This window comes from Nitrospirillum viridazoti CBAmc (genome assembly GCF_000730165.1).
Lineage (GTDB): Bacteria > Pseudomonadota > Alphaproteobacteria > Azospirillales > Azospirillaceae > Nitrospirillum > Nitrospirillum viridazoti.
Genome location: NZ_CP022113.1, coordinates 721,110 through 745,196, shown reverse-complemented (window position 1 = coordinate 745,196; position 24,087 = coordinate 721,110). Strand labels below are relative to the sequence as shown.

General features: G+C 68.0%; 20 protein-coding genes. 14 read left to right on the top strand and 6 right to left on the bottom strand.

What is annotated here, in order from left to right; genetic code table 11:
• Positions 1 to 257: 257 nt before the first annotated feature.
• Positions 258 to 2,951, top strand: coding sequence for a TonB-dependent receptor (locus tag Y958_RS30845; protein ID WP_244909726.1), 2,694 nt, complete (start codon positions 258 to 260; stop codon positions 2,949 to 2,951).
• A gap of 427 nt (positions 2,952 to 3,378) precedes the next feature.
• Positions 3,379 to 3,687 (top strand): hypothetical protein, encoded by a 309-nt coding sequence (locus tag Y958_RS31760; protein WP_145727784.1) that lies wholly within the window; start codon positions 3,379 to 3,381, stop codon positions 3,685 to 3,687.
• A gap of 304 nt (positions 3,688 to 3,991) precedes the next feature.
• Here the strand turns inward: Y958_RS31760 and lldD are convergent, their stop codons facing one another.
• From lldD to Y958_RS30820, 5 genes are all read right to left on the bottom strand, one after another.
• A complete protein-coding gene (gene lldD / locus Y958_RS30840; RefSeq protein WP_088875705.1) occupies positions 3,992 to 5,122 on the bottom strand; it encodes an FMN-dependent L-lactate dehydrogenase LldD in 1,131 nt (376 codons plus the stop codon).
• A 194-nt stretch (positions 5,123 to 5,316) separates the two neighbouring features.
• Complete coding sequence (locus Y958_RS30835) at positions 5,317 to 6,048, bottom strand: SDR family oxidoreductase (protein WP_211098823.1); 732 nt, start codon at positions 6,046 to 6,048, stop codon at positions 5,317 to 5,319.
• 108 nt (positions 6,049 to 6,156) lie between these two features.
• On the bottom strand, positions 6,157 to 7,164 hold the full coding sequence (locus tag Y958_RS30830; RefSeq protein ID WP_088875704.1) for an aldo/keto reductase: 1,008 nt from the start codon (positions 7,162 to 7,164) through the stop codon (positions 6,157 to 6,159).
• A gap of 1 nt (position 7,165) precedes the next feature.
• The gene (locus tag Y958_RS30825; protein ID WP_088875703.1) at positions 7,166 to 8,032 is read right to left on the bottom strand and encodes a fumarylacetoacetate hydrolase family protein; all 867 of its coding nucleotides are present in this window, start codon (positions 8,030 to 8,032) and stop codon (positions 7,166 to 7,168) included.
• A gap of 86 nt (positions 8,033 to 8,118) precedes the next feature.
• A complete protein-coding gene (locus Y958_RS30820; protein ID WP_088875702.1) occupies positions 8,119 to 8,829 on the bottom strand; it encodes a GntR family transcriptional regulator in 711 nt (236 codons plus the stop codon).
• 59 nt (positions 8,830 to 8,888) lie between these two features.
• Between Y958_RS30820 and Y958_RS30815 the strand changes: the two genes are divergently transcribed.
• From Y958_RS30815 to Y958_RS30800, 4 genes are all read left to right on the top strand, one after another.
• Positions 8,889 to 10,040, top strand: a complete 1,152-nt coding sequence (locus Y958_RS30815) for a mandelate racemase/muconate lactonizing enzyme family protein (RefSeq protein ID WP_088875701.1) — start codon at positions 8,889 to 8,891, stop codon at positions 10,038 to 10,040.
• Complete coding sequence (locus tag Y958_RS30810; protein ID WP_211098822.1) at positions 10,034 to 10,894, top strand: amidohydrolase family protein; 861 nt, start codon at positions 10,034 to 10,036, stop codon at positions 10,892 to 10,894. Before Y958_RS30815 ends, Y958_RS30810 begins: the two co-directional genes overlap by 7 nt.
• Positions 10,895 to 10,975: 81 nt before the next feature.
• Positions 10,976 to 12,262 (top strand): MFS transporter, encoded by a 1,287-nt coding sequence (locus tag Y958_RS30805; RefSeq protein ID WP_088875700.1) that lies wholly within the window; start codon positions 10,976 to 10,978, stop codon positions 12,260 to 12,262.
• A 44-nt stretch (positions 12,263 to 12,306) separates the two neighbouring features.
• Positions 12,307 to 14,439: a right-handed parallel beta-helix repeat-containing protein gene (locus Y958_RS30800; RefSeq protein ID WP_088875699.1), complete on the top strand. Its 2,133-nt coding sequence runs from the start codon at positions 12,307 to 12,309 to the stop codon at positions 14,437 to 14,439.
• Positions 14,440 to 14,468: 29 nt separating this feature from the next.
• On the opposite strand, the gene Y958_RS30795 is transcribed toward Y958_RS30800, so the two are convergent.
• Complete coding sequence (locus tag Y958_RS30795) at positions 14,469 to 14,825, bottom strand: L-rhamnose mutarotase (protein ID WP_088875698.1); 357 nt, start codon at positions 14,823 to 14,825, stop codon at positions 14,469 to 14,471.
• A 146-nt stretch (positions 14,826 to 14,971) separates the two neighbouring features.
• Here Y958_RS30795 and Y958_RS30790 point away from each other — a divergent pair, with 146 nt between their 5' ends.
• The 8 genes from Y958_RS30790 to Y958_RS30755 all read left to right on the top strand — a co-directional run bounded on the left by Y958_RS30790 (position 14,972) and on the right by Y958_RS30755 (position 24,083).
• Complete coding sequence (locus tag Y958_RS30790) at positions 14,972 to 16,150, top strand: aldose 1-epimerase family protein (protein WP_088875697.1); 1,179 nt, start codon at positions 14,972 to 14,974, stop codon at positions 16,148 to 16,150.
• Positions 16,151 to 16,161: 11 nt separating this feature from the next.
• Positions 16,162 to 16,914 carry an SDR family NAD(P)-dependent oxidoreductase gene (locus tag Y958_RS30785; RefSeq protein ID WP_088875696.1) on the top strand — a complete coding sequence of 251 codons (753 nt, stop codon included), beginning with the start codon at positions 16,162 to 16,164 and terminating at the stop codon, positions 16,912 to 16,914.
• A 60-nt stretch (positions 16,915 to 16,974) separates the two neighbouring features.
• Positions 16,975 to 18,162, top strand: coding sequence for a CaiB/BaiF CoA transferase family protein (locus Y958_RS30780; protein ID WP_088875695.1), 1,188 nt, complete (start codon positions 16,975 to 16,977; stop codon positions 18,160 to 18,162).
• Between the two features lie 8 nt (positions 18,163 to 18,170).
• Entirely contained in the window at positions 18,171 to 19,331 is a 1,161-nt protein-coding gene (locus Y958_RS30775; RefSeq protein WP_088875694.1) for an extracellular solute-binding protein, read from the top strand.
• Position 19,332: 1 nt separating this feature from the next.
• A complete protein-coding gene (locus Y958_RS30770; protein WP_088875693.1) occupies positions 19,333 to 20,103 on the top strand; it encodes an enoyl-CoA hydratase/isomerase family protein in 771 nt (256 codons plus the stop codon).
• A gap of 146 nt (positions 20,104 to 20,249) precedes the next feature.
• Positions 20,250 to 21,215 carry a 2-hydroxyacid dehydrogenase gene (locus tag Y958_RS30765; protein WP_088875692.1) on the top strand — a complete coding sequence of 322 codons (966 nt, stop codon included), beginning with the start codon at positions 20,250 to 20,252 and terminating at the stop codon, positions 21,213 to 21,215.
• Positions 21,199 to 21,999: a kinase gene (locus tag Y958_RS30760; protein ID WP_088875691.1), complete on the top strand. Its 801-nt coding sequence runs from the start codon at positions 21,199 to 21,201 to the stop codon at positions 21,997 to 21,999. Before Y958_RS30765 ends, Y958_RS30760 begins: the two co-directional genes overlap by 17 nt.
• Before the next feature lie 62 nt (positions 22,000 to 22,061).
• On the top strand, positions 22,062 to 24,083 hold the full coding sequence (locus tag Y958_RS30755) for a right-handed parallel beta-helix repeat-containing protein (RefSeq protein WP_088875690.1): 2,022 nt from the start codon (positions 22,062 to 22,064) through the stop codon (positions 24,081 to 24,083).
• The last annotated feature ends 4 nt before the right edge of the window (positions 24,084 to 24,087 follow it).

The window sequence follows — 24,087 nt, the reverse complement described above, 5'->3', positions numbered from 1 at the left end:
CCTGCCCACGAGTCATGGTCATTGCAGGTTTGGAACGAGGCCGGTGGCGTGAATGCCGCCGGCCTTACGCGTTGCCGGCTGCCTAACGCCGTAGCGAAATCGCGCCCCGCGCCATCCATTCCCCGATCTCATTTTTGATGTGGCTGAGTGCAGAAAAGCCGTTGCATGGAATTTCATAACGTGGCACTGATATTTCAAACAACGGGCACTGGCATCTCGCTGTCATAAGCCCATCGATCAGGGAGAGGACGTTCATAATGAAGCGTACGTTGATGGGGCTCGCCCAAGGTGTGGCGTGCTGCGCCCTGCTGCATGCCACGGTAGGCACGGCCTTCGCTCAGCAGGCGGCGACCCCGGCCACCGACGACCAGGGCCTGGAAGAGATCGTGGTCACGGGCATCAAGCGCTCCCTGCAGGTGGCCACCGAGATCAAGCGCAATTCGGTCAACGTCGTCGACAGCATCGCCAGTGAAGACCTGGGCAAGATGCCGGACCAGAACGTGGCCGAATCCCTGCAGCGCATCACCGGTGTCGCCATCGACCGCAACCGTGGCGACGGTCAGTTCATCTCGGTCCGCGGCCTGGGGCCCCAGTTCAACACCGTCACCCTGAACGGCCGCACCCTGGCCACGGAAAACGTGGGGCGTGAGTTCAGCTTCGACGTCCTGCCCTCCGAGCTGATTTCCGGCGCCGACGTCTACAAGAGCCCCAGCGCCAACATCAACGGCGCCTCCATCGGCGCCACGGTGAACATCCGCACGGTGCGCCCGCTGGAGCAGAAGCAGGACCTGGTGGTGGCCGGCAGCGCCCGCGCGCTGTATGGCGAGCTGGCGGACAGCACCAACCCCTCGCTGTCCGGCGTCGTCAGCTGGCACAATCCGGAATCGACCTTCGGTGTGGCGCTGGTGGCCTCTTACGAGAAGCGCGACAGCCGCGACGATGAATTCGACATCGGCGCCGGCCATGTGAAGCGCGGCAACGTCGACCCCACCGACTACTGGTACGGCCGCACCGCCCCCGGCGTGGGCAGCTTCACCGGCGTGGACATGCCGTCCAACCTGTCGCCCTTCTTCTATGAGACGTCGCGCAAGCGCACGGGCCTGAACGGCACCGTCCAGTACCAGCCGAACGACAACCTGACGTTCACGCTGGACGGCTTCTATACCAAGATGGACCAGATCGACCAGTCGCAGGGCCTGGCCTACGACTTCTCCTCCGGCACGCTGGTCGACCAGGTGGTCAAGAACGGCTCCGCCGTCTATCAGAAGATCGTCGGCGGCACGGTGGACGAGATCGTCACCTACACCCCGCGCCTGACCGAAACCTATCTGGTGGGCCTGAACACCGCCTGGCACAAGGACGCCTTCAAGCTGGTGTTCGACGCCTCCACTTCGCAGGCGACGCGCAACGGCAAGGAAGACAGCATCTTCTCCACCATCCGCCGCCGCGACATGACCATGACGTTCGACCGGCGCAACGGCAGCCCGATCTACGACTATAACTTCACCTCGCCCACCATTCCCAACGTCGCGACCGACGTGAACCACGTCGGGGCCCACTACAACCTGTGGGGCGGCACCGACTACAAGGATGAGATCAACGAGGCGAAGCTGGACGGCACTTGGGATCCCGGCGGCGGCGTCTCCATCTCCGTCGGCGCGTCGCACCAGGAACGCACCAAGACGGCGGACGCCATCAGCCAGCCGGGTTCCGTGTCCTGCGCCTATTGCGGCGGCGCGGTGCTGCTGCCGTCGTCGCTGTTCACGCCGACGACCATGGACTTCTTCTCCAAGTACCAGAGCGACAACATCGTGCGGAACTGGATCACCTACGATCCACACGCCATGGTCAACTACCTGCTGTCGCGGCCGGAGGGCATCTTTACCCGGCCCGTGGCCGACCCGGCCGCCAGCTCCCGCGTGAAGGAGAAGGTGAACCTGGGCTACATCATGTTCGACCTGAAGACGGAGATCGGCGGCCTGCCTCTGTCCGTCAACACCGGCGTGCGTATCGAGGACACGACGTACACCAGCGCCGGTGCCGCGCAGACCGTGCTGAGCGCCAAGCCCAACGGCCAGGGCCAGAATCTGATTGTGCTGTCGGATGTCCAGCCCATCAGCTTCAGCGGCCACTACACCGACGTCCTGCCGTCGCTGAACGTCAAGCTGGACCTGACCGACGACCTGGTGGCCCGCTTCGCCACCTCCCGCGTCATGACCCGCCCGACCCTGTCCGACCTGTCGCCGGCCCAGACCATCCTGTCCAACCCGGGCAACGAGCAGATCACCAAGGGCAACCCCGACCTGAACCCCTTCCGCGCCTCGCAGGCGGAATTCGGCCTGGAATGGTACTTCCAGCCCCTGTCCATGCTGTCAGCCGCACTGTTCTACAAGAACATCGACAGCTTCGTGGCCCAGGCCACGACGCCGCAGAAGGTGGACCAGGTGGTGTTCCAGGTGACCCAGCCCACGAACGGCAAGGGCGCCACGGTGAAGGGGCTGGAGGTCGGCTACCGCCAGGTGTTCGACAGGCTGCCGGGGCCGTTCGACGGCCTGGGCGGGCAGGCCAGCTTCACCTACGTGGAAAGCGACGCCCAGTACGCCAACGTGGTCAGCGGCGCCAGCTATGGCCTGCAGGGCCTGTCCAAATACTCCTACAGCCTGGTCGCCTTCTATGAGAAGTACGGCGTCCAGGCCCGCCTGGCCTACACCTGGCGCGACAAGTTCCTGCAGGTGGCCAGCGGCCGCAACGGCGATCCGGAATATTTCGACGCCTACGGCCAGCTGGACGCCAGCCTGTCCTACGACCTGACGCAGAACATCTCCCTCACCCTGGAAGGTCTGAACCTGACGGACGAGAACGAGTTCATCTACTCCACCACGCCCGACCGCACCAAAGAGTACCGCACCACCGGCCGCCGCTTCGCCGCCGGCGTGCGCGTGAAGTTCTAGGCTCCCGGTTCCACCTGCCCCTTCCTTCCACCAACCTCCCACCCCCCCATCCCGGCAACGGGGTGGGGTTCTTTTTTGGTGTGCGTAGGGCGCTCCTTCTGTGGTCAGGGGATCAGGTTCGGACGCCAAGGCGGAGATGCCACGGCTGGCCGACGCCCCCGCGTCAAGCCATCCGCGATCACCTGACCCCTGGCTTGCACGCAAAGATAGGCGTATCAATACCAGATCAAAACGGGACCGGTTATCTGGGCGCGGGGTCAGGGTGTGGTCTTTCGGGTCGGCTACTGTTGAGCAGATGCCCGAGCTGGTGGAGGCGACCCGCTTGCCGGATCGAAGAAGCGACGGGCACCATGAGCAAGGCGCGCGGCGCGAGAGGCAGCCGCCGGCAACTGGCTGCTGAAACGGCGTCTTTCGCAGGAGAGATGATATGTCACGCAGTTTTGCAATTTTGCCAATTCCGCTATCGGACGAAATGGTTGGGGCTGCGTCCGACGCTTTTGCCCGAAGCGGCCAAAACATTACCCCAGCCGCGGCCGAGGCCATCCAAGCGGCCATTGATGCGGCCCCAAAGTTAAGCCATCGTGAGCTTCTGAAGCTGGCCATCTCATTGGCGCCAGAAATTGGCGAGCTGGTACTCGCAGCAAGAACTGTCGCTGCGGTTGGCGCGGGACAATGGGTAAGGCCTGTAATGGCCCTCGACCAGGCGCTCAGTCCCTTTGATGGCTTGGTCGACTGATCACAAGGTGAACGAGGGGGCCCATGGCTGGACAGCGCGAGATGGTGCGAAGGTTGCTCTTGGAGCACGGGCATGATGAAGCTGCCGTCTGCGCAGCCTATGTGCGCGCCGAGGCGGATGGCACCGTCGTACGTCGACGGAACGCAACCGGCCATACCCCCGAGAGCTATGCCGCCGCCCTATGGAAGGATGGGCATCGTCGCCAGGGCGTCTGGATAGAGAATTTCTGCAAAGCGCACGGGATCGCTCTCACCACAAGGTGACCGCCGTATCCGGACAGCAGCTCCACCACGGCGCCCCATCCTCACGCCAGGATCGATCGGTCGATCTCCCCCACGCCGCGCACGCCGGTGAGCGCCATGGCGACCTTCATTTCCTTGGCGTAGATCTCCAGCAGCTGGGTGACCCCGGCCTCGCCGCGCGCGGCCATGGCATAGAGCCAGGCGCGGCCCAGCAGGACGCCCTTGGCGCCCAGGGCCAGCATGCGCACCACATCCAGGCCGGAGCGGACGCCGCCGTCGGCCAGCACGGTCAGGTGGTCGCCCACCGCGTCGGCGATGGCGGGCAGGGCCTTGGCCGAGGACAGCACGCCGTCCAGCTGCCGGCCGCCGTGGTTGGAGACGACGATGCCGTCGGCGCCGATGTCGGCGGCCGCGCGGGCGTCGTCTGGGTCCAGGATGCCCTTGATGATCAGGGGGCCGTCCCAGCCCTGGCGGATCCACTCCAGGTCCTGCCAGCAGATGGACGGGTCGAAGTTGGAACCCAGCCAGCCCATGTAGTCGTTCAGGCCGCTCTTGTCGCCCAGCACCGGCTCCAGGTTGCCCAGCCGGTGGGGACGGCCGTGCAGGCCCACGTCCCAGGCCCAGGCGGGCTTGGCCACGGCCTGCAGCATGCGGCGCAGCGGCGCGTTGGGACCGGACATGCCGGAATGCGCGTCGCGGTAGCGGGTGCCGGGCACCGGCATGTCCACCGTGAACACCAGGGCCTTGGCCCCCAGCGCCTTGGCGTTGGCCAGCAGCTCGCGCATGAAGCCGCGGTCGCGGATGACGTAGAGCTGGAACCACAGCGGCCCGTCCGTGCCCGCCGCCACCTCCGCCAATGAGCAGATGGAGACGGTGGACAGGCAGAAGGGCAGGCCCGCCCGGTTGGCGGCGCGGGCCGCTTGCACCTCCCCCCGCCGGCGGAACATGCCGGCGATGCCGACCGGCCCCAGGGCCACGGGCAGGGCGACGTCCTGCCCGAACAGGCGGGTGCCCAGCGTGATGTCGGCCACGTTCTTCAGCACGCGCTGGCGCAGCGCCAGGTCGGCAAGGTCGTCAACGTTGCGGCGCATCGTCTGCTCCGTCCCCGCACCGCCGTCGGCATAGTCGAACAGGAAGCGGGGGAGGCGGCGCCTGGCCGCTTCCCGGAAATCACGCGGAGAGGAAATGATCATGCGGGAGTCTCCATCTTGCCCTTTGATCGTGACCGATCAAAGGCCGCCCCTCAATCGCCGGGCGCGGCCATCCGGCCGCTTGGCTTCCTCGATTTCCAGTCCACTGCGTTCCCCGGAAATCTCCGGCGGCCGCGGTCGCGTCCTACAGTGGCATGAGAACCTCATGCCACCGGTATCGAACGTCGGCAACGGCGTCACGCGTTCGACCAGCCGCCGTCGATGACGTTGATCGTGCCGGTAGTGTAGGAGGAAAGGTCGGAGGCGAGATAGAGCGCCAGTTCCGCGATCTCCTCCGGCCGGCCGATGCGGCCCATGGGCTGGCGGGCGACGAAGGCGGCGCGGGCGGCGTCGGCATCGCCCGTCGCGGCCAGCCGCTCATCCAGCGAGGGCGACTGCACCGTGCCGGGGCAGATGGCGTTGCAGCGGATGTTCCGGCCTACGAAGTCCACGGCGACCGACTTGGTCAGGCCGATGACGGCGGCCTTGGTCACGCCGTAGGCGAAGCGGTTGGCCACGCCCAGGACGGAGCCCGCCACCGACGACATGTTGACGATGGAGCCGCCGCCGCGCGCGATCATGGCGGGCAGGAAGGCCTGGATCATGCGGAAGGCCGCCTTGACGTTCAGGTCGTAGGAGAAGTCCAGGTCCTTCTCCGCCGTCGTGGCCAGCGTGCCGGCGTGGACATAGCCGGCACAGTTGAACAGCACGTCGATGCCGCCGATGTCTTCGGCCAGCGCCTGGATGGCCGCGCCGTCCAGCAGGTTCAGGGTGCGGGTCTCCACGCCTGTCATGCTGGCCAGCGTTTCGGGGTTGATGTCCAGCGCGATGACCCGCGCGCCCTCGCGGGCGAACAGCTCGGCACTGGAGCGGCCGATGCCCTGGCCGGCGGCGGTGACGATGGCGGTCTTGCCTTCAAGGCGTCCCATGATGGTGTTTCCTTCAGGTGATGTCAGCGGCATGCCCCATGCCGCCGCAGGATGCGACCGCATCCGCCGCAGTTTTGCGGGGAGCGTCAGCGGACTGGAGCGGCCTGATTAAACAGGCACCGGCGCATCGGCGCGCAGCAGGCCCTGGTGTTTCAGGTCCGCCCACAGGGCGGTGGGGATGGGGTGGCGGACCAGGCTGACGGCCCGTTCCACCTGGCGCGGACTGTCCATCCCCGGGATGACGGAGACCACCTGGCCGTGGGCCAGGGGGAATTGCAGGGCCGCCGCCGCGAGGGGCACGCCGTGGGCGTCGCACACCGCCTCGATGGCGGCCACGCGGGCCACGATGTCGGGCGGGGCCGGCTGATATTGGTAGTGGATGGGGCCGGGGCCCTTCACGCCGGTGGCCAGGATGCCGGAGTTGTAGGGGCCGCCGATGACGATGCTGACGCCCCGCTGCGCGCACAGCGGCAGGAACAGGTCCAGCGACGACTGGTCCAGCAGGGTATAGCGGCCGGCCAGCAGCATCAGGTCGTAATCACCGTGGGCCAGCGCCTCGACGCAGACCTCCCACTCGTTCACGCCCAGGCCGATGGCGCCCACGGCCCGGCCGTCGCGCAGCTCCCGCAGTGCGCGGTAGCCGCCCGCCATGAACTGGCGGAACGTCTCCGCATGGCGGTCGCCGTGGACGTAACGGCCGATGTCGTGGACATAGAGGATGTCGATGCGCTCCCGCCCCAGCCGTTGCCGGCTGGCCTCATAGGAGCGCATGACCGCGTCGTAGGAATAGTCGAAGCGGCTCTCGAATGGTTCCGGCGTCACGAAGCCCTGGCGTACCTGGGTTCGGTCGGCGTCCGGCACCGGGTCCAGCCGCCGGCCCACCTTGGTGGAGAGGATGAGCTTCCCCTCCGGGTCCAAGGCGGACAGGGCGCGGCCCAGCCGTTTCTCCGACAGGCCGAAGCCATAGTGCGGGGCGGTGTCGAGGTAGCGGATGCCGGCCTCCAGGGCCGACCGGATGGTGGCCTCGGCGTCCTCCTCCGGCATGGCGCGGTAGAGGTTGCCGATGGGCGCGGCCCCGAAGCCGAGCGCGCCCAGGGAAGAGGGGTCCAGCGCCATGCTATTCCACCGTGTTCTGGGCCGTGCTCCAGGCCACGGTGCGCTGGCGCTGCGTGCCCAGGCCGTCGATGCCCAGCTCGATCACGTCGCCGGGCTTGAGATAGGTGGGCGGGGTCTGGCCCAGGCCCACGCCGGCGGGGGTGCCCGTGCTGATGACGTCACCCGGCATCAGGGTCATGTAGCGGCTGATGTAGCTGACCAGGTGGGCCACGCCGAACACCATCTCCGCCGAGGTGCCGTTCTGGTAGCGGTGGCCGTTGACCGTCAGCCACATGCCCAGGGCCTGCGGGTCGGGGATGTCGTCCTTGGTCGCCAGGAAGGGGCCGATGGGGCCGAAGGTGTCGCAGCTCTTGCCCTTCACCCATTGGCCGCCATGCTCCAGCTGGAATTCACGCTCCGACAGGTCGTTGATCAGGACATAGCCGGCCACGTGGTCCAGCGCCTTTTCCAGCGGCACATGGCGGGCGGTGTCGCCGATGACCACGCCCAGCTCCACCTCCCAATCCGTCTTCACCGAGCCGTAGGGGATGACGATGTCGTCGTTGGGGCCGCAGATGGCGGTGGTGGCCTTCATGAAGATGATGGGCTGGTTGGGCAGGGGCAGGTTGGATTCCGCCGCATGGTCGCGGAAATTCAGGCCCACGCAGATCATCTTGCCCACGCGCCCGATGGCCGGCCCGATGCGCTGGCCCGCCGGCAGGGCGGGCAGCGTGGCGGGATCGATGGCGGCCAGCCGCGCCAGGCCGGCGCTGGTCAGCACGTCGCCAGCGATGTCGTCGACGATGCCGGTCAGGTCGCGCGGGGCGCCCTGGGCATCCAGCAGGGCGGGGCGTTCATGGCCGGGGGCGCCGTAACGGGCCAGTTTCATCACGTATCCATTCGGTTGAGACGGTTGAGTCGCAACTGATATATTAGATACGTCATTTCATATGTCAACGGCACGCGACTGCCGACTCAGAACATGCCCAGGATGCGTTGCAGGGCCGCCTGGAAGTGTACGGTCAGCGCCGCCTCCGCCCGGTCGCCGTCGCGGTCGGTGCAGGCCCGCAGCACCTCGATATGCTCATTCAAGGTACGCAGGGCCAGCGGCTGGGTGATCAGCCGTTCCAGCCGGATCAGGGTGACGTAGTTCTTCAGGCGGCGGGCCGTCGTCTCGATCAGCGGGTTGCGCAGGCAGGCGATCATGGCGCCGTGGAAACGCTGCTCCAGCCCCTCCAGCGTCTGGGTCAGGGCGGGGGTCAGGCCGTCCTTCTCTATGGCGGCGATCAGCGCCTGGTGGTCGGCCAACAGGGCCGCGATTTCCGCCGCGTCGCCGGTTTCCGCATAGGTGCGGGCGGCCGCGCGCTCTATGATGGAGCGGAACTGATAGGTGGATCGGGCGAATTCGAAGTCCGGCTTCAGGAACTGGATGCCGGAGCGGGGATGGATGGTCAGCACCCCTTCCGCCTCCAGCACGCGCAGCGCGTCGCGCAAGGGCTGCACCGGGATGCCCAGCAACTGCACCAGGTCATTCTGCGACACGAAGGCGCCGGCCGGCACCTTGCGGGCGAACAGCCCTTCCAGGATGGCGCTATAGGCGATCTCACTCAGGCGCTTGCCCTCCGGGGCACTGCCGGTGTCCTCGACCGCCGCGTTTGCCGCTTGCTTTTTGCGTGCCGCTGCCATATCTAATTCGTGTCCTGATATTTCAGATATCGATATCTGAATAGAGTGTAGCGGTGAAAATGCAGATCGTCGACTTCCGCATCACACGATTCCAGTTTGCCCGAGATCGGGTCATCGGGGATAGCCAAGTCCGTACCGATGACGTTCATGTCGCAGCCCTGGAACTGGTCGGTTCCGATGGCTCGGTGGGCCTGGGCTTCGTCCAGTCGCTGTTCTTCCCCCTGCCGGAAGAAGCCGAGATCATCCGCGTCTTCCAGTCGGAGGTGTGGCCCGGGGTGGAGGGGCAGCAGTCCGGCGCCCTGGCCCATCGGGTGACCCGGCCGCGCGGCGGCATCGCCCGGCGCTACACCCTGCCGTTCGAGGAGGCGTTGCAGCAGGCCGTCTGGGATCTGTTCGCCAAGTCGGTGGGCCTGCCGCTGTGGCGGTTGCTGGGTGCGCGCAAGCAGAAGGTGCGCGCCTATGCTTCCGGCCTGGATTTCCACCTGGACGACGGGGCGTTCCAGGACTTGTTCGCCCATGCCGCGTCCGAGGGTTTCACCGCCTTCAAGATCAAGGTGGGCCATCCGGAGATCGGGCGCGACATCCACCGCCTGAATCTGCTGAAGCAGGCCGTGGGGCCTGACGCCACCGTGATGGTGGACGCCAACGAGGCCTGGTCGCCCAAGCAGGCCATCCTGAACCTGGAACTGATGCGCAAGGCCGGGCATGAGATCTTCTGGCTGGAGGATCCCATCCAGCGCAACGATTTCGACGGCCTGCGCCTGCTGCGCCAGACGGCCGGCCGCACCCTGATCAACAGCGGCGAATATCTGGACGTGTCGGGCAAGCGGGCGCTGATCGAGGCGGGCGGGGCCGACATGCTGAACGTCCACGGCCACGTCACCGACGTCATGCGCATCGGTTGGCTGGCGGCGGAGAAGGTGGTGCCGGTGACTTTGGGCAACTCCTTCCTGGAGGTCGGCGTCAACATGGCCTTGGCCCTGCCGGAGGTCGAGTGGCTGGAATACTCCTACCAGAACTTCGACCATCTGGTGGAGGAGAGCTACCGCATGGAGGACGGCTACATTTACGGCCGGGAGGCGCCGGGCCACGGCCTGGTGCTGAGCGAGGAGGCGCGGCGCGTTTGGCGCCGGCCGGCCATCCTGGCCCGCGCCGACCTGGGCGCCGCCCCGCCGCAAGTTCGCCTGGCGCGCGGGATAAGCCCATGCTGATCGACGCCCATCTGCACCTCTGGGATCCGGCGCGCCTGCACTACGACTGGCTGTCCCACGTTCCCTCAATCGCCGGGCCGCACACCCCGGCGGAATGGGCGGCGTTGGGATTGCCTATCGAGCAGGCGGTGTTCGTGCAGGCGGACTGCGATCCGGCCCAGGCGCTGGATGAAGTGGACTGGGTCGCCGGCCTGGCGGATCGGGTGCCGGTGGGCGGCATCGTGGCCTTCGCGCCTTTGGAACGGGGGGCGGGGGCGCAGGCGGTGATCGACGCCCTGGCCGCACGGCCGCTGGTGCGGGGCGTGCGCCGGTCGGTGCAGAACGAACCGTTGGCCTTCGTCACCGACCCTGACCACCTGGACGGCATGATGCGGGCCGCGAAGGCAGGGTTCAGCCTGGACATCTGCGCCCGCGCGCCGCAGCTGCAGAATCTGGCCCATGCCTTGGACCATCTGTACGCGGTGGTGCCGGATGCCGTCACCGTGCTGGATCACCTGGGCAAGCCCGACATCGCCACCCACGGCGGCGACATCCAGGCCGAGGGCTGGGCCGACGCCCTGGCCCGACTGGCGCGCTTCCCCAACCTAGCTTGCAAGATCTCCGGCCTGACCACCCAGGCGCGGTGGGACGGCTGGCGGGCGGAGGATTTGCGGCCCTACATCGACCATGTCCTGGCCTGCTTCGGCGCTGGGCGCTGCCTGTTCGGCGGCGACTGGCCGGTGGTGGACCTGGCCGGCGGCTACCCGGCGTGGCTGGCGGTGTTTCAGGACATCGCCGCGGGCTGGACCCAGCCGGAGCGGGACGCCGTCTGCCGGCAGACGGCGCGGCGGGTCTACCGGCTGGGCGGCGAATAATGCATCGATAGGCACTCGATCGACAGCGGCCCCACCCAAGAGGGCCGGTCAGGATGGCAGTCAGGGAGAGATCAACCAAAGATGAGCGACATTCCCATGGACGTCCCCCTTCCTTCCGCCCCGGCGGAAGACACCAGCCAGCATGTCGCGGGTCGGCGGCGTTGGGTCCTGCTCTGGTCGCTGCTGATCAATTTCTTCGTGCTGCTGGCCCTCTACAACGGGGTCATCTCGGTGCTGCTGCCCAACCAGGTGGCGGCGCTGGATCCGGCGGCGAAGGCGGCGAACCTCGCCATCGTCATGTCCATCACGTCCATCTTCTCGACGCTGACCACCCCCATCGCCGGCGCCTTGTCCGACCGCACCCGGTCGCGCTGGGGCCGGCGGTCGCCGTGGATCGCGCTGGCCTCCCTCATCGGATCCATGTGCCTGTTCGGCGTGTCGCTGGTCACGTCCCTGTGGTCCATCACCGTGCTGTGGGTGATGGCGGCCATCGCCTACAACGCCATGCAGGGGCCGCTGTCCACCGTGGTGGCCGACCGCTTCGCGCCGGCCAACCGGGGGACCGCCTCGGGCTTCATCGGGGCCGGCATGACGGCCGGCGGCACGGTGGGTATCATCGTGGCGGGGCAACTGGCCAGCCAGCTGGTGCTGGGCTACCTGGTCTTCGCCCTGGCCGTCGCGGCCTGCTGCGTCGCCTTCGTTTTCCTGAACCGTGAGGTGCCGTCCGAGCATCTCAAGCCCGCGCCCTTCAGCCTGCCGGGCTTCCTGCGCAGCTTCTGGATCGATCCGCGCCAGTATCCCGATTTCGGCTGGGCCTTCCTGGGCCGCTTCACGATCTACATGGGATACCAGGGGGTGGTGACCTACCAGCTCTACATCCTGCGGGACTACATCAAGCTGTCGGTGGACCAGGCCAACGTCGTCATCGGCAACATTTCCGCCATCACCTTCGTCATGCTGCTGTTTTCCGGCCTGGTCTCCGGCTTCCTGTCGGACAGGGTGGGGCGGCGCAAGCCCTTCGTCTTCTTCTCCTCCGTCATCATGGCGGCGGCCTGCGTGGTCCCGCTGATCACCCCGACGGTGGAGGGGATGTACCTCTATGCCGGTATCGTCGGGCTGGGCTACGGCGCGTTCACGGCGGTGGACATGGCGCTGATGACGCAGGTGCTGCCCCGCGACACCGGGTCCACCGGCAAGGACCTGGGCATCCTGACCACGGCCATCAATATTCCGCAGGCCATCAGCCCCGTCATGTCGGCCTGGTTGCTGGGCTTGTCCGGTGGCGATTACAGCGTGCTGTTCATCGCGGCCATCCTCTTCGTCTTCGCCTCTTCGTTCTTCGTGTTGCCGATCCGGTCGGTACGCTGAAGCGGCCGGCGTCTTGAAAACAAGCCTGTAAAGGGGGGTGAGCGATGGGATCATATGCGGCGCGTCTCGGCCTGTTGGCCTTGCTTTTGACATCGGCGCCGGGGTGGTCGCAGACACCATCCACTGCCGACCGGCCCACCCCCGAGTTGCCCGTCCCAGGCCTGCCCCCCGGCCATCAGCCGGAACGGCTGTACGGGGAAAAGCTGCTGGCCACCATCAAGATCCCGCAACGGCCCCCATCGCCGCCCGTGGTCCTGTGGGTATCGCCCACCGGGTCCGACACGGGCGACGGGTCGCCGGCCCATCCCTTCGCCACGCCGGCCCGTGCCCAGGCCGCCGTGCGGGACCTGAACCGCGACCGGGACGTCGTCGTGCGGCTAGCCGACGGGGTTTATCGCCTGGCGGAGCCGCTGCGCTTCTCCGCGGCCGATGGCGGGCAGGCGGGGCATCTGGTGCGCTGGGAGGCGGCGGACGGGGCCAAGCCGGTGATTTCCGGTGGCGACAGGGTGACCGGCTGGCGGTTGTCCGACCCGGCCAAGGGGATATGGGCGGCCGACATCCCGCGCGGCGTCGACCCGCGCCAGATCTGGGTCAATGACCGGCTGGCCCGTCGGGCGACGCTGGAGGTGGGGCGCCAGGCCTTCCGCTTCCACGACTGGGGGATGGAGATCGTCGATCCGGCCTGGCGGGGCCTGGCCGATGTGCCGGACCAGAAGCGGATCGAGGTCGAGGGTACGGGCTGGTTCACCGACCGGCACGCGATGGTGGAACGGATCGAGGGCGACCGCATCGTCATGCAGCAGCCGGGTTGGCGGAACAACATCATCGGCTATGACACCATCGCCCGGCCGGTTTCCGAGGCTTCCGCCCGGCTTTTCCTGGTCAACGCCCTGGCCTTCCTGCGTGAACCCGGCCAGTGGTACGCCGACCCGGCCGCCGGTCGCCTTTACTACAAGCCCCGCGCCGGGGAGGACTTGGGCACGGCGTCGGTGGTTTTGCCGCGCCTGTCGATGCTGATCTCCATCGCCGGCACCTATGACACGCCGGTCAAGGATCTGCAGTTCAAGGGGGTGAGCTTCCAGCATACCAGCTGGCTGGAACCATCCGGCCCGCAGGGCTATGCCAGCCAGCAGAGCGGCGCCTTCCTGGCCGGCCAGCTTCCCGACTATCCTCAGGAGCCGATACAGGACTGCTCGTGGGGCTGCTGGGCGTTCGAGGCCGCCCGCAACCACTGGCGCCAGCAGCCGGCGGCGATCCAGGTGGCCGCCGCGACCCGCATCCTGTTCGAGGGGGGCGAGTTCGCACATCTGGGGCAGGTGGCGCTGGGCATCGGCAACAACGCCGATGCCAATGACAGCGGCATCGGGCTAGGCGCCATCGCCGTCGAGGTATCGCGCAACCTGTTCACCGACCTGTCCGGCAGCGCCATCATGGTGGGCGGCGTCACGCCGGATGCCCACCATCCGCCGCGTCCCGAAATGGGTGTCCGCGACATCCTGATCCGCAACAACCGGATCAGGACCGTGTCACAAGACTATCGGGAGCAGGCGGCCATCCTGGTCACCTATGCGACGGCACCGGTGATCCTGCATAACGACGTGTCGGACACGCCCTATGACGGGATCGATGTCGGCTGGGGCTGGGGCGTCAACGACCCGGGCGGAAGCTCTGCCTATCGGACGCGGGAACGCGGCTATTATGACCAGCCGGGCAATTTGGTCTACGACACACCCACCATCCTGCGCGACGCCGTCATCTTCGGGAACCGCGTGCATTCCGTGAAGCAATGGTACGGGGACGGCGGCGCCATCTACCATCTTTCGGCCGATCCCGGCGGCCTGATCGCCGAGAATTACATTTACGACGTCCCCGGCGGCATCGGCATCTACCTGGACGAGGGGTCGCGATACCTGACCGTGCGCAACAACGTCGTCGACAGGGTCGACGTCTGGCTGAACGTCAACACCCTGGACTTCAACCTACCCCGTCGCACGGCCATGGACGATCTGGCCACGGGCAACTGGTTCCGCGACGGGCGGGCGCGGGGAACGCTGACCGACTATCTCAACAACCGTCTGGTCGACAATGTCGAGGTCAAGGGCGACGCCTGGCCGGTTGGCGCCCGGGCGGTGATGGAACGCTCAGGCATCCAGCAGGACGACGCGCCGCGGCGCTGACGGCGCCGGGTTCACGGGCGTGTCTTTGGTCACGCCTGCTCCTTCAGGGAATGGATGCGTTCCATGGCGACCCAGGTCTGGCCGGCCGGTGTGCCGGGCAGAGGCTGCTGGAACGTGCCCATCAGCCGCTCCCATTCCTGGACCTCGGGGTTGGCCGCGTCGCTGGCCGCCTTGGTCCCGGGGTCGAAGTCGGGGCCGACCTCCATGATCAGCACCATGCGCGTCCCGTACAGCCAGATTTCCAGGTCGCGGATGCCGTCTTTCCGGATGGCGTCGACCACCGGCTTCGGCACGGCGCCCGGCCCATGCCAGGCCTTGTAGCGGGCCATTAGCTCCGCGTCATCCCGCAAGTCCACGGTGTAGCACAGCCGGCGTGTGTCGCTCATTCCGCACCTTCTGAAGTTTTTATTTCGTAATCTGAGATATCACATGGCGCTTCTGAATTGACAAGGCCGCGTTTGAAGGCCTTAATCCCCGAAATCCAAGCGCCAAAAAAGCAAGCCCTCAAGACCGGACTGACGGAGGATACGGAATGGTCGGCCTTTACGGACAGGTCTGGTCCCGCCGCGATGTCGCGGCCCACACGGGCTCCCTCTCCCAATTCGCCGGCGTGCGGCTGATGACCCTGGGCGATGGTGTCGAGCGCGGCGTGCGCCTGCTGGAATTCCGCACGGGCACGGGGCTGCGCTTCACCGTCCTGGTCGACCGGGCCATGGACATAGCGGATTGCGAGCATAACGGCCGCGCCATCGGCTGGCATTCGCCGTCCGGCTTCCGCCATCCCGGCCTGCATGAGTATGAGGGGGAGGGCGGCTTGGGCTGGTTCCGCTCCTTCTCCGGCCTGCTGGTCACCTGCGGCTTGGACCACATCCTGTTCATGGATGAGGATGCGGCCGACCATTACGTCTATGGCCCGCGCACGAGCGTCAAATCCTCCCTCCATGGCCGCGTCGGCACCATTCCCGCCCGCCTGACCGGCTATGGCGAGCGCTGGGATGATGATGACTGCTGGCTGTGGGCGGAGGGCGTGGTGCAGCAGTCCACCGTGTTCGGGGAGGACCTGCACCTGATCCGCCGCATCGAGGCCAAGGTGGGCACGGACGAAATCCGCCTGCACGACCGGGTGGTCAACCATGGCTTCTACCGCACGCCGCACATGTACTGTTACCACATCAACGTCGGACACCCGGTGCTGGCGGAAGGGTCGCGCTATGTGGCGCCCATCCGTGACGTGGTCTGGGCCTCCCACGCCGGGGACGATTACCGCAAGCAGGGCGTGGGCTACCGCACCCTGCCGGCGCCGCGGCGCAATTTCCATGAGCAGGTCTGGCAGCACGAGATGGCGGCCGACGCCGAATCCCTCGTGCCCGTCGCCCTGGTGAACGAGGCCATCGGCTTCGGCCTGGAGGTGGAGACGGACAAGCGCCAGTTCCCGGCCATGTATGAATGGCAGAACCTGCAGCAGGGCCACTATGCCCTGGGCATCGAGCCCTCCACCAACCACGTCTTCGGCAAGCCCTTCGCCAAGCGGCGCGATGAACTGATCTGGCTGGAGCACGGGGAGGAGCGGCGCTACGACAGCGTCTTCCGCATCCTGCCGGACGCCGCATTGGTGGCCGCGTCCGTGGCGCGCATCCAGGCCATCGCCCGCCAACCGGACGCGGACTATCCCTGTCCCTCGGGCGACTTCCGCCTCATCACCCGCGCGTGAGGAGGCAGCCGATGTCCATTGGGGCCAAGACCATCCTATACACCGGTGCCGCCGGCGGCCTGGGCCTGCCCGCCACCCTGCATTTCCTGCGCGAGGGCGCCACAGTGCTGGCCGTCGACCATGACGCCGCCAAGCTGGCGGCCCTGGCGGATGCCGCCGCTGGCATCGGCGCCGGCCGGCTGGTGCCCCTTCAGGCCGACCTGTCGGACCTGACGGGTTTCCGTGCCCTGCTGGCGGACCAGGCGGCGGCACTGGGCGGGCTGGATGTCGTCATCAACAACGCCGCGATCTATCCGGCCAAGCCGTTCGAGGACTACAGCATTGAGGATCACCAGGCGGTCCAGCGCGTGAACGTCGATGCCGGCATCGTGGCGGTGCAGGTGGCGCTGCCCCACATGCGGGCCCGGGGCTGGGGCCGCATCATCAACATCGCCAGCATCACCTTCTACGGCGGCTGGGCCAACCTGTCGCCCTACGTCGCGTCCAAGGGCGCCCTGGTCGGCCTGACGCGGGCCTGGGCGCGGGAATTCGGCGCCTACGGCGTTACCGTCAACGCCCTGTCCCCCGGCGCCTTCCCCACGGACGCGGAGAAGATCCACCCGGATCCGGAGGGCTACACCCGCTTCGTGCTGGACCACCAGTCGGTGAAGCGGCGCGGCCACCCCGGAGACATCGCGGCTGCCCTGTCCTTCCTGGCGTCGGACGCCGCCGGCTTCATCAGCGGCCAGACCCTGAACGTCGACGGCGGCTGGGTCATGCACTGAGCCCTTTGCCTGGGCCGCCGCCCTTCCTTCCATTCCAATTTGTCCTAGGACGACACCATCATGGGCATCCTCAGCGGATACCGCGTTCTTGATTGTTCCATCGCCATGGCCGGCCCTTTCGCGGCGCAGCGCCTGGGCGATCTCGGCGCCGACGTCATCAAGGTGGAACCGACCAGCGGCGAATGGCAGCGCCACGCCTCGGCCGGCGGCGCCAGCGGCAACAAGATCAACGTCTCCTTCCTGTCGCTGAACCGCAACAAGCGCTCCTTGGCCGTGGACCTGAAGGCGCCGGAGGGCCGGCAGATCCTGCTGGACCTGGTGAAGGACGCCGACGTCTTCCTGCAGAACTACCGCCCCGGCGTGGCCAAGCGCCTAGGCGTGGATTATCAGACGCTGTCGGCCATCAACCCGGGCCTGGTCTATGTCTCCATGTCCGGCTATGGCGAGGATGGCCCTTATGTGAACTACCCGGGGCAGGACCTGCTGTTGCAGGCGCTGTCCGGCGCCATGCTGTCGGCCGGCAGCGCCGACCAGCCGCCGCAGCCGGCCGGCCAGTACCTGGTGGATGCCATCACCGCCTACACGGCGTTCGAGGGTGCGCTGGCCGCCCTGCTGCACCGGGAGCGGACGGGGGAGGGGCAGTTGGTCCAGGTCAACATGCTGGACGCCATCACCACCCTCCAGATGCAGGAACTTTCCGTTTTCACCGTGGGCAACAAGCCGCAGACCCGCTCGGCCGAGGCGCACGCCCATTGCTATATCCGCGCCCCCTACGGCGTGTTCAAGACGGCCGACGGCTATATCGTCGTCGCCATGGCCGGCCTGGACAAGCTGGGCCGGCTGATCGACGAGCCGTTTTTGCAGGGGTTGAACGACGAGGCGGACAGCTGGAAGTTCCGGGACGAGATCGTCGCCTGCGTCCGCATCCGGCTGCTGGGCCGCAGCTCGGCGGAGTGGCTGGAGCTGTTCCGCGCCCATGATATCTGGTGCGGGCCGGTCTACGGCTACGCCGACCTGGTGGCCGATCCGCAGATCGCCCACAACGGCACCTTCATCACCTATGATCACCCGACCGAAGGCCGGGTGAAGACGCCGGGCTTCCCCATCCGCTTCTCTAAGACGCCGGCGGCGCTGGACCGTGGCGCCCCCCTGGTGGGTGAGCACACGCGCGAGGTGCTGGAGGGTCTGTCCCTGTCGCAGGTGGATATCGACCGGCTGCTGGCCGCCGGTGTCGTGGGGGCGCCGTGAGCCCTCCCATGCCGAATGGTGTCCCCCATTACCGTGCCCTGACCTGGGACCATCCGCGCGGCTACAACGCCCTGGCGGCGGCGGCCGGCGCGCTGGACCCGGCGCGCGACGGGCTGGCCCTGTCCTGGGATCGCCACTCGCTGGAGGACTTCGAGAAGCACCCCATCGCGGAACTGTGCCGGCGCTATGACCTGATCGTGCTGGACCATCCCCACGTGGGCGACGCCGTGGCCGGCCAGGGCCTGGTGCCGCTGGAGGCGCTGTTCGGCGTTGATGAGATCGCGGCCTGGGGCCGGGACGTCATCGGCCCCTGCCTGTCCAGTTATCGCTACGCCGGCCGGCATTGGGCCCTGCCGCTGGATGCCGCCACCCAGGTGATGGCCTATCGCCCCGACCTGGTCGACGGGCCGCCGCCGACGACCTGGGAGGAGGTGGCGGCCCTGTCCGGGCGGCGACCCGTGGCGCTGTCCTTGGCCGGGCCGCACGCGGCCCTGTCGTTCCAGTCCATCTGCGTGGCCCTGGGCGAACCACCGGCGGAGGCCGATCCCGAGTGCTTCGTCGGGCGGGCGACGGGCATGGCGGCGCTGGACCTGATGGCGCGGCTGGCGGCGGCCAGCCCGGCGGCGCTGGCCGACCTGAACCCCATCGGCATCCTGGCCCGCATGGCGGCGGTGGACGACGTGGCGCTGTGCCCGCTGATCTACGGCTATGTCAACTACACCCGCGCTGAGGCGGGTTGCCACCCGCTGCGCTATGCCGACGCCCCCCGGCAGGCGCCCGGTGGCCGGCCGGGATCGACCCTGGGCGGCACGGGCATCGGCATCACCACCCGTGCCCAGATCACCCCGGCCCTGCTGGACCATCTGCGCTGGCTGATGTCGGCCGGCGCCCAGGCCGGTTTCATCCCCGACCATGACGGCCAGCCCAGCCTGCGCTCCGCCTGGGGCGACGCGCGCGTCAACGACCAGTGGGGCGGCTTCTACCGCGACACCGCCGCCACGCTGGAGGCCGCCTTCGTCCGGCCCCGCCACCCCGGCGCCATCCCCTTCCAGACCGCGGCGTCGGCCCTGATCCGCGCCGCCCTGGCCGACGGGCGGTCGCACGGCGCCGTCATCGACGACTTGCAGAGCCTGTACGCCGCGTCCCGCCAGCCGGGCATGGAGAGATGAATTGACCGATGAAGTGTTGTTCAGCGTGGATGGCCACGTCGCCACCCTGACGCTCAACCGCCCGCAGAAGCTGAACTCCGTCACGCCGGAGATGGCAAAGGCCCTGACCGGGGCCGTCACCGAATGCAACGGCAGCGACACCATCCGCGCCGTCGTCATCACCGGGGCAGGGGAACGGTCGTTCTGCTGCGGGTCGGACATCAGGGAGCTGGACAGTTATGCGACACCCTGGGATTTCCGCAACCGCGCCGACTATTGCGATGCCATCCACCATTGCCTGAAACCCACCATCGCCGCCGTCAACGGCTATGCCTTCGGCGGCGGGCTGGAGACGGCACTGTCCTGCGACATCCGCATCGCCGCGACCAACGCTCAATTCGCGGCACCGGAGATCAAGCTGGGCTGGATCGGCGGTGGCGGCATGGCGGCTTTCCTGGCCCATTCCATCGGTGCCTCCAACGCTGCCCTGATGATCATGACAGGCGATCCGGTCGACGCCGCCCGGGCGCTGGCCTGGGGCCTGGTCAGCGAGGTGGTGGAGCCGGCGGCCCTGCTGCCCCGCGCCCAGGCGTTGGCCGCCACCATCGCCGCCCGGGCGCCCATCGCGGCCGAAACGGCCAAGCTGAACCTGCGGGCCGCCTTCTCCATGCCCCTCGACCAGGCCATGGCGTATGAGCGCGACCTGCAGACCATCTGCTTCGCCACCGCCGACGCGGCGGAAGGGCGCGCCGCCTTCAAGGAGAAGCGGCCGCCCGTGTTCCGGCGGCGCTGAGGACCCCGATGATGACCGAGCCGCTCCCCGCCGATCCCCAGACCGGTTTCTCCGTCGTGGCCGTACATGGCGGGCCGTGCGTGACGGGCAATGATATCGGGCTATGATGCCCGCCCGTCCCGTCCCCCGACTGAACAGGAAGCGCCATGCCCCCGAAGATCCTGCTGACCCGCCGCTGGCCCGACGCCGTGGAGGCGCACCTGCGCCAGCGCTACGACGTCACCGTGGACCCCAGTGACCGGCCGTTGAGCGCCGCTGAACTGACCGAGGCCATGGGCCGATATGACGCCATCTGCCCCACGGTCACCGACCGGCTTGGCGCCGCCATCCTGGCGGTCCCCAATGCCCGGGTGCGCATCCTGGGCAACTTCGGCGCCGGCTTCGAGCATATCGACCTGGAGGCGGCTAAGGCCGCCGGCATCGTCGTCACCAACACGCCCGACGTGCTGACCGACGCCACCGCGGACCTGGCCATCCTGCTGATGCTGATGGCCAGCCGCCGCGCGGGCGAGGGGGAGCGGGAGCTGCGCGCCGGCCAGTGGACCGGCTGGCGTCCGACCCACCTGCTGGGCCAGGGGCTGGCGGGCAAGCGGCTGGGCCTGGTGGGCTTCGGCCGTATCGCCCAGGCGACGGCGGCCCGCGCCCGGGCCTTCGGCCTGTCCATCGCCTATTACAGCCGCCGCCGGGCCGATGCGGATGTGGAGGCGGCCCTGGACGCCACCCATGTCGACAGTCTGGAGGAATTGGCCGCCACCTCGGATGTCCTGTCCCTGCATTGCCCCGGCGGGCCGGCCACGCGCCATCTGGTGAACGCCGCCCTGCTGGCGCGCATGAAGCCCACCGCCATCCTGGTCAACACCGCGCGCGGCACCGTGGTGAACGAGGCGGACCTGATCGCGGCCCTGTCCAGCGGCGCCATCGCCGCGGCCGGCCTGGACGTGTTCGAGGGGGAACCGGCGGTGAACCCCGGCCTGATCGCCCTGCCCAACGCCGTGCTGCTGCCCCACCTGGGCAGCGCCACGCTGGAGACGCGCACCGCCATGGGCATGCGGGTCGCCGCCAACCTGGACCGCTTCTTCGCAGGCGAGGTGCCGCATGACCGCGTCGCTTGACCTGGTGGAGGGCCTGCTGCGCCGGCGCCTGGATGAGGTGCCGCGCCGCCCCTTCATCCTGGGCATCTGTGGTGCCCAGGGCAGCGGCAAGTCCACCCTGGCCGACGGCTTGGCCGAGCGGCTGGCGGCGTCGGGCCTGCGGGTCGCCGTGCTGTCGCTGGACGACCTGTACCTGACCAAGGAGGAGCGGCAGGACCTGGCCCGCGACGTCCATCCCTTGCTGGCCACGCGCGGCGTACCCGGCACACATGACGTACGCTTGGGCCTGGCGGCGCTGGACGGGCTGGGGACGCCGGGCCGGACGCTGCTGCCCCGCTTCGACAAGGCCGTGGACAGCCGCGCCGCCGAGGGCGCCTGGGTCGAGGGTCCGGTGGACGTGGTCCTCTTCGAAGGCTGGTGCGTGGGCGCCGTGCCGCAGGATGCCGCCGACCTGGCCGCGCCGGTGAATGAGCTGGAGCGGGACCGCGATGCCCGCGGGGAGTGGCGTCGGCATGTGAACGCCGCCCTGGCCGGAGACTATCAGCGCCTGTTCGGCCGGCTGGACGCCCTGGTCCTGCTGGCCGCCCCCGACTTCGCCGTGGTGCGCGGCTGGCGCATCCAGCAGGAGGAGGGCCTGCGCGCCAAGCTGCGGGCGGCGGGCAAGCCCACCGACGGCACCATGACCGACGACCAGGTCAGCCGCTTCATCCAGTTCTACGAACGCCTGACCCGGCACATTCTGGCCGAAATGCCCGGCCGTGCCGACCTGACCTTGCGCCTGGATGCGGCACGGCAGGTGGTCTGATACCGGCCTGTACTGGGGCGGCCTGTCGGGGCGGGACGATAAACATTAGGGAGCGCCTGCTTATGATCACCCCGCCGCCCTGGCCCCGCCTGCTGTTGGCGGGTGTGCTGCTGCTGTTGCCCGGCGTGGCCGTGGCGGCAGAGTCCGTGACCTTTCACGTGGCGCCTGGCGGGGATGATTCCGCATCCGGAACGATGACGCGACCCTTCCGCACCCTGGTCCGCGCCCAGGCGGCGGTGCGCACCGCCAACCGCGACCGTGACGTCACGGTGGAACTGGCGGCCGGCACGTACGCGCTGGACAGGCCGCTGGTCTTCGCCGCCACCGACGGCGGGCAGGGGGACCATCGCGTGGTGTGGAAGGCGGCGGCGGGGGCTGAGGCCCTGATATCGGGCGGCACGCGCGTCACCGGCTGGGCGCTGGCGGACGCGGAGAACGACATTTACGTCGCCGATGTGCCCAAGGGCCTGGATAGCCGCCAGTTGTGGATCGACGGCACGGCCGCCGACCGGCCGGCCATCGAGATCACCCACCATGATGTGGAGTTCACTGCCCACGGCTTTATCCTGAAGAACCCGGCGCTGGCCAACGTTGCCGCCGTCAAGGCGCCGCAGCGGCTGGAGGTGGAGGCCACGGGCATCTTCACCGATCGCTATTCCCCGGTGGAGCGGATCGACGGCATGCAGGTCACGCTGAAGCAGCCGGCCTGGGACAACAACAGCTGGGGCTATGACACGCTGAACAAGCCCTTCATGCCTGACCAGGCGCGGCTGTTCCTGGTGAACGCGCCGGAATTCTTCGGCAAGCGCAGCGAATGGCACCTGAACCAGAACCAATGGTACATCGATCCCGCCGCCGGCAAGCTGTACGTGAAGCCCCGGCCCGACGCCGACATCACCACCATGACGATCATCCTGCCCCGGCTGGAGGCGCTGGTCGCCGTCGGCGGCAGCTATGACCATCCCATCCGCAACCTGACCTTCCAGGGATTGCGCTTTTCCCATACCAGCTGGATGGGGCCGTCGCGGGATACCGGCTACGTCAACCAGCAGAGCGGCGCCTACCTCAAGGAGGTTTCCCCCCTGCGGCCGGTGGACGCCTCCGCCACCTGCGGCTGGGGTTGCCCGGAATTCGAGAGCATGCGCCAGAAGTGGGACCAGATCCCCGGCGCCGTGCAGGTCTCGGCCGCGCGCGACATCACCTTCACCGGCAACACCTTCAGCCAGCTGGGGCAGGTGGCGCTGGGCATAGGCAACGACGCCAACGCCCACCTGACCGGCGTGGGCCTGGGGACGGACGGGGTGACGGTGCTGGGCAACCGCTTCGCCGTGATCGCCGGCGGGGCCATCATGGCCGGCGGCGTGCGGGTGGAGGCGCACCACCCCGCCGACCCGCGCCAAGTCAACCGCGACCTGACCATCGCCGACAACGTCATCACCGACGTGGCCCGCGATTACAAGGACAACGCGGCGGTGCTGGCGACCTACATCGACAGGGCCGACATTCTGCACAACGACATCTCCGACGCCAATTACGACGGCATCGCCATCGGCTGGGGCTGGGGCTACAACGACGTGGGCGGCAACCGGAACTACCGGGAAAACCAGAAGGGCTATCTGCACAACCCGGTGTTCGACCAGCCGACCGTGCTGCGGAACATGACGGTGGCGGGCAACCGCATCCATGGTGTGAAGAAATGGTTCTTCGACGGCGGCGCCATCTACAACCTGTCGGCCAACCCCGGCACGGTCATCCGCGACAATCACGTCTTCGACATCGCCGATCGCATCGGCATCTACCTGGATGAGGGCAGCAAGCACCTGCGGGTGGAGGGCAATGTGGTGGAGACCGACGGCTATTGGCTGAACGCCAATACCGTGGGCAAGAGCTTCGCCTGGGGCGTCACCGCCGACAACGCCGCCACCGGCAACTGGCACAATTCGTCCCGCGTCGGCGGCCGCTGGCGGGCGGAGATCGGCATGCGGGTGGAAGATGACCACCTGCTGCCCGACCGCGCCTGGCCGGCGGCGGCGCTGGCGGTGATCCGCCAGGCGGGCCCGCGTCCGGGGTCGAATTGCCGGTGATGGC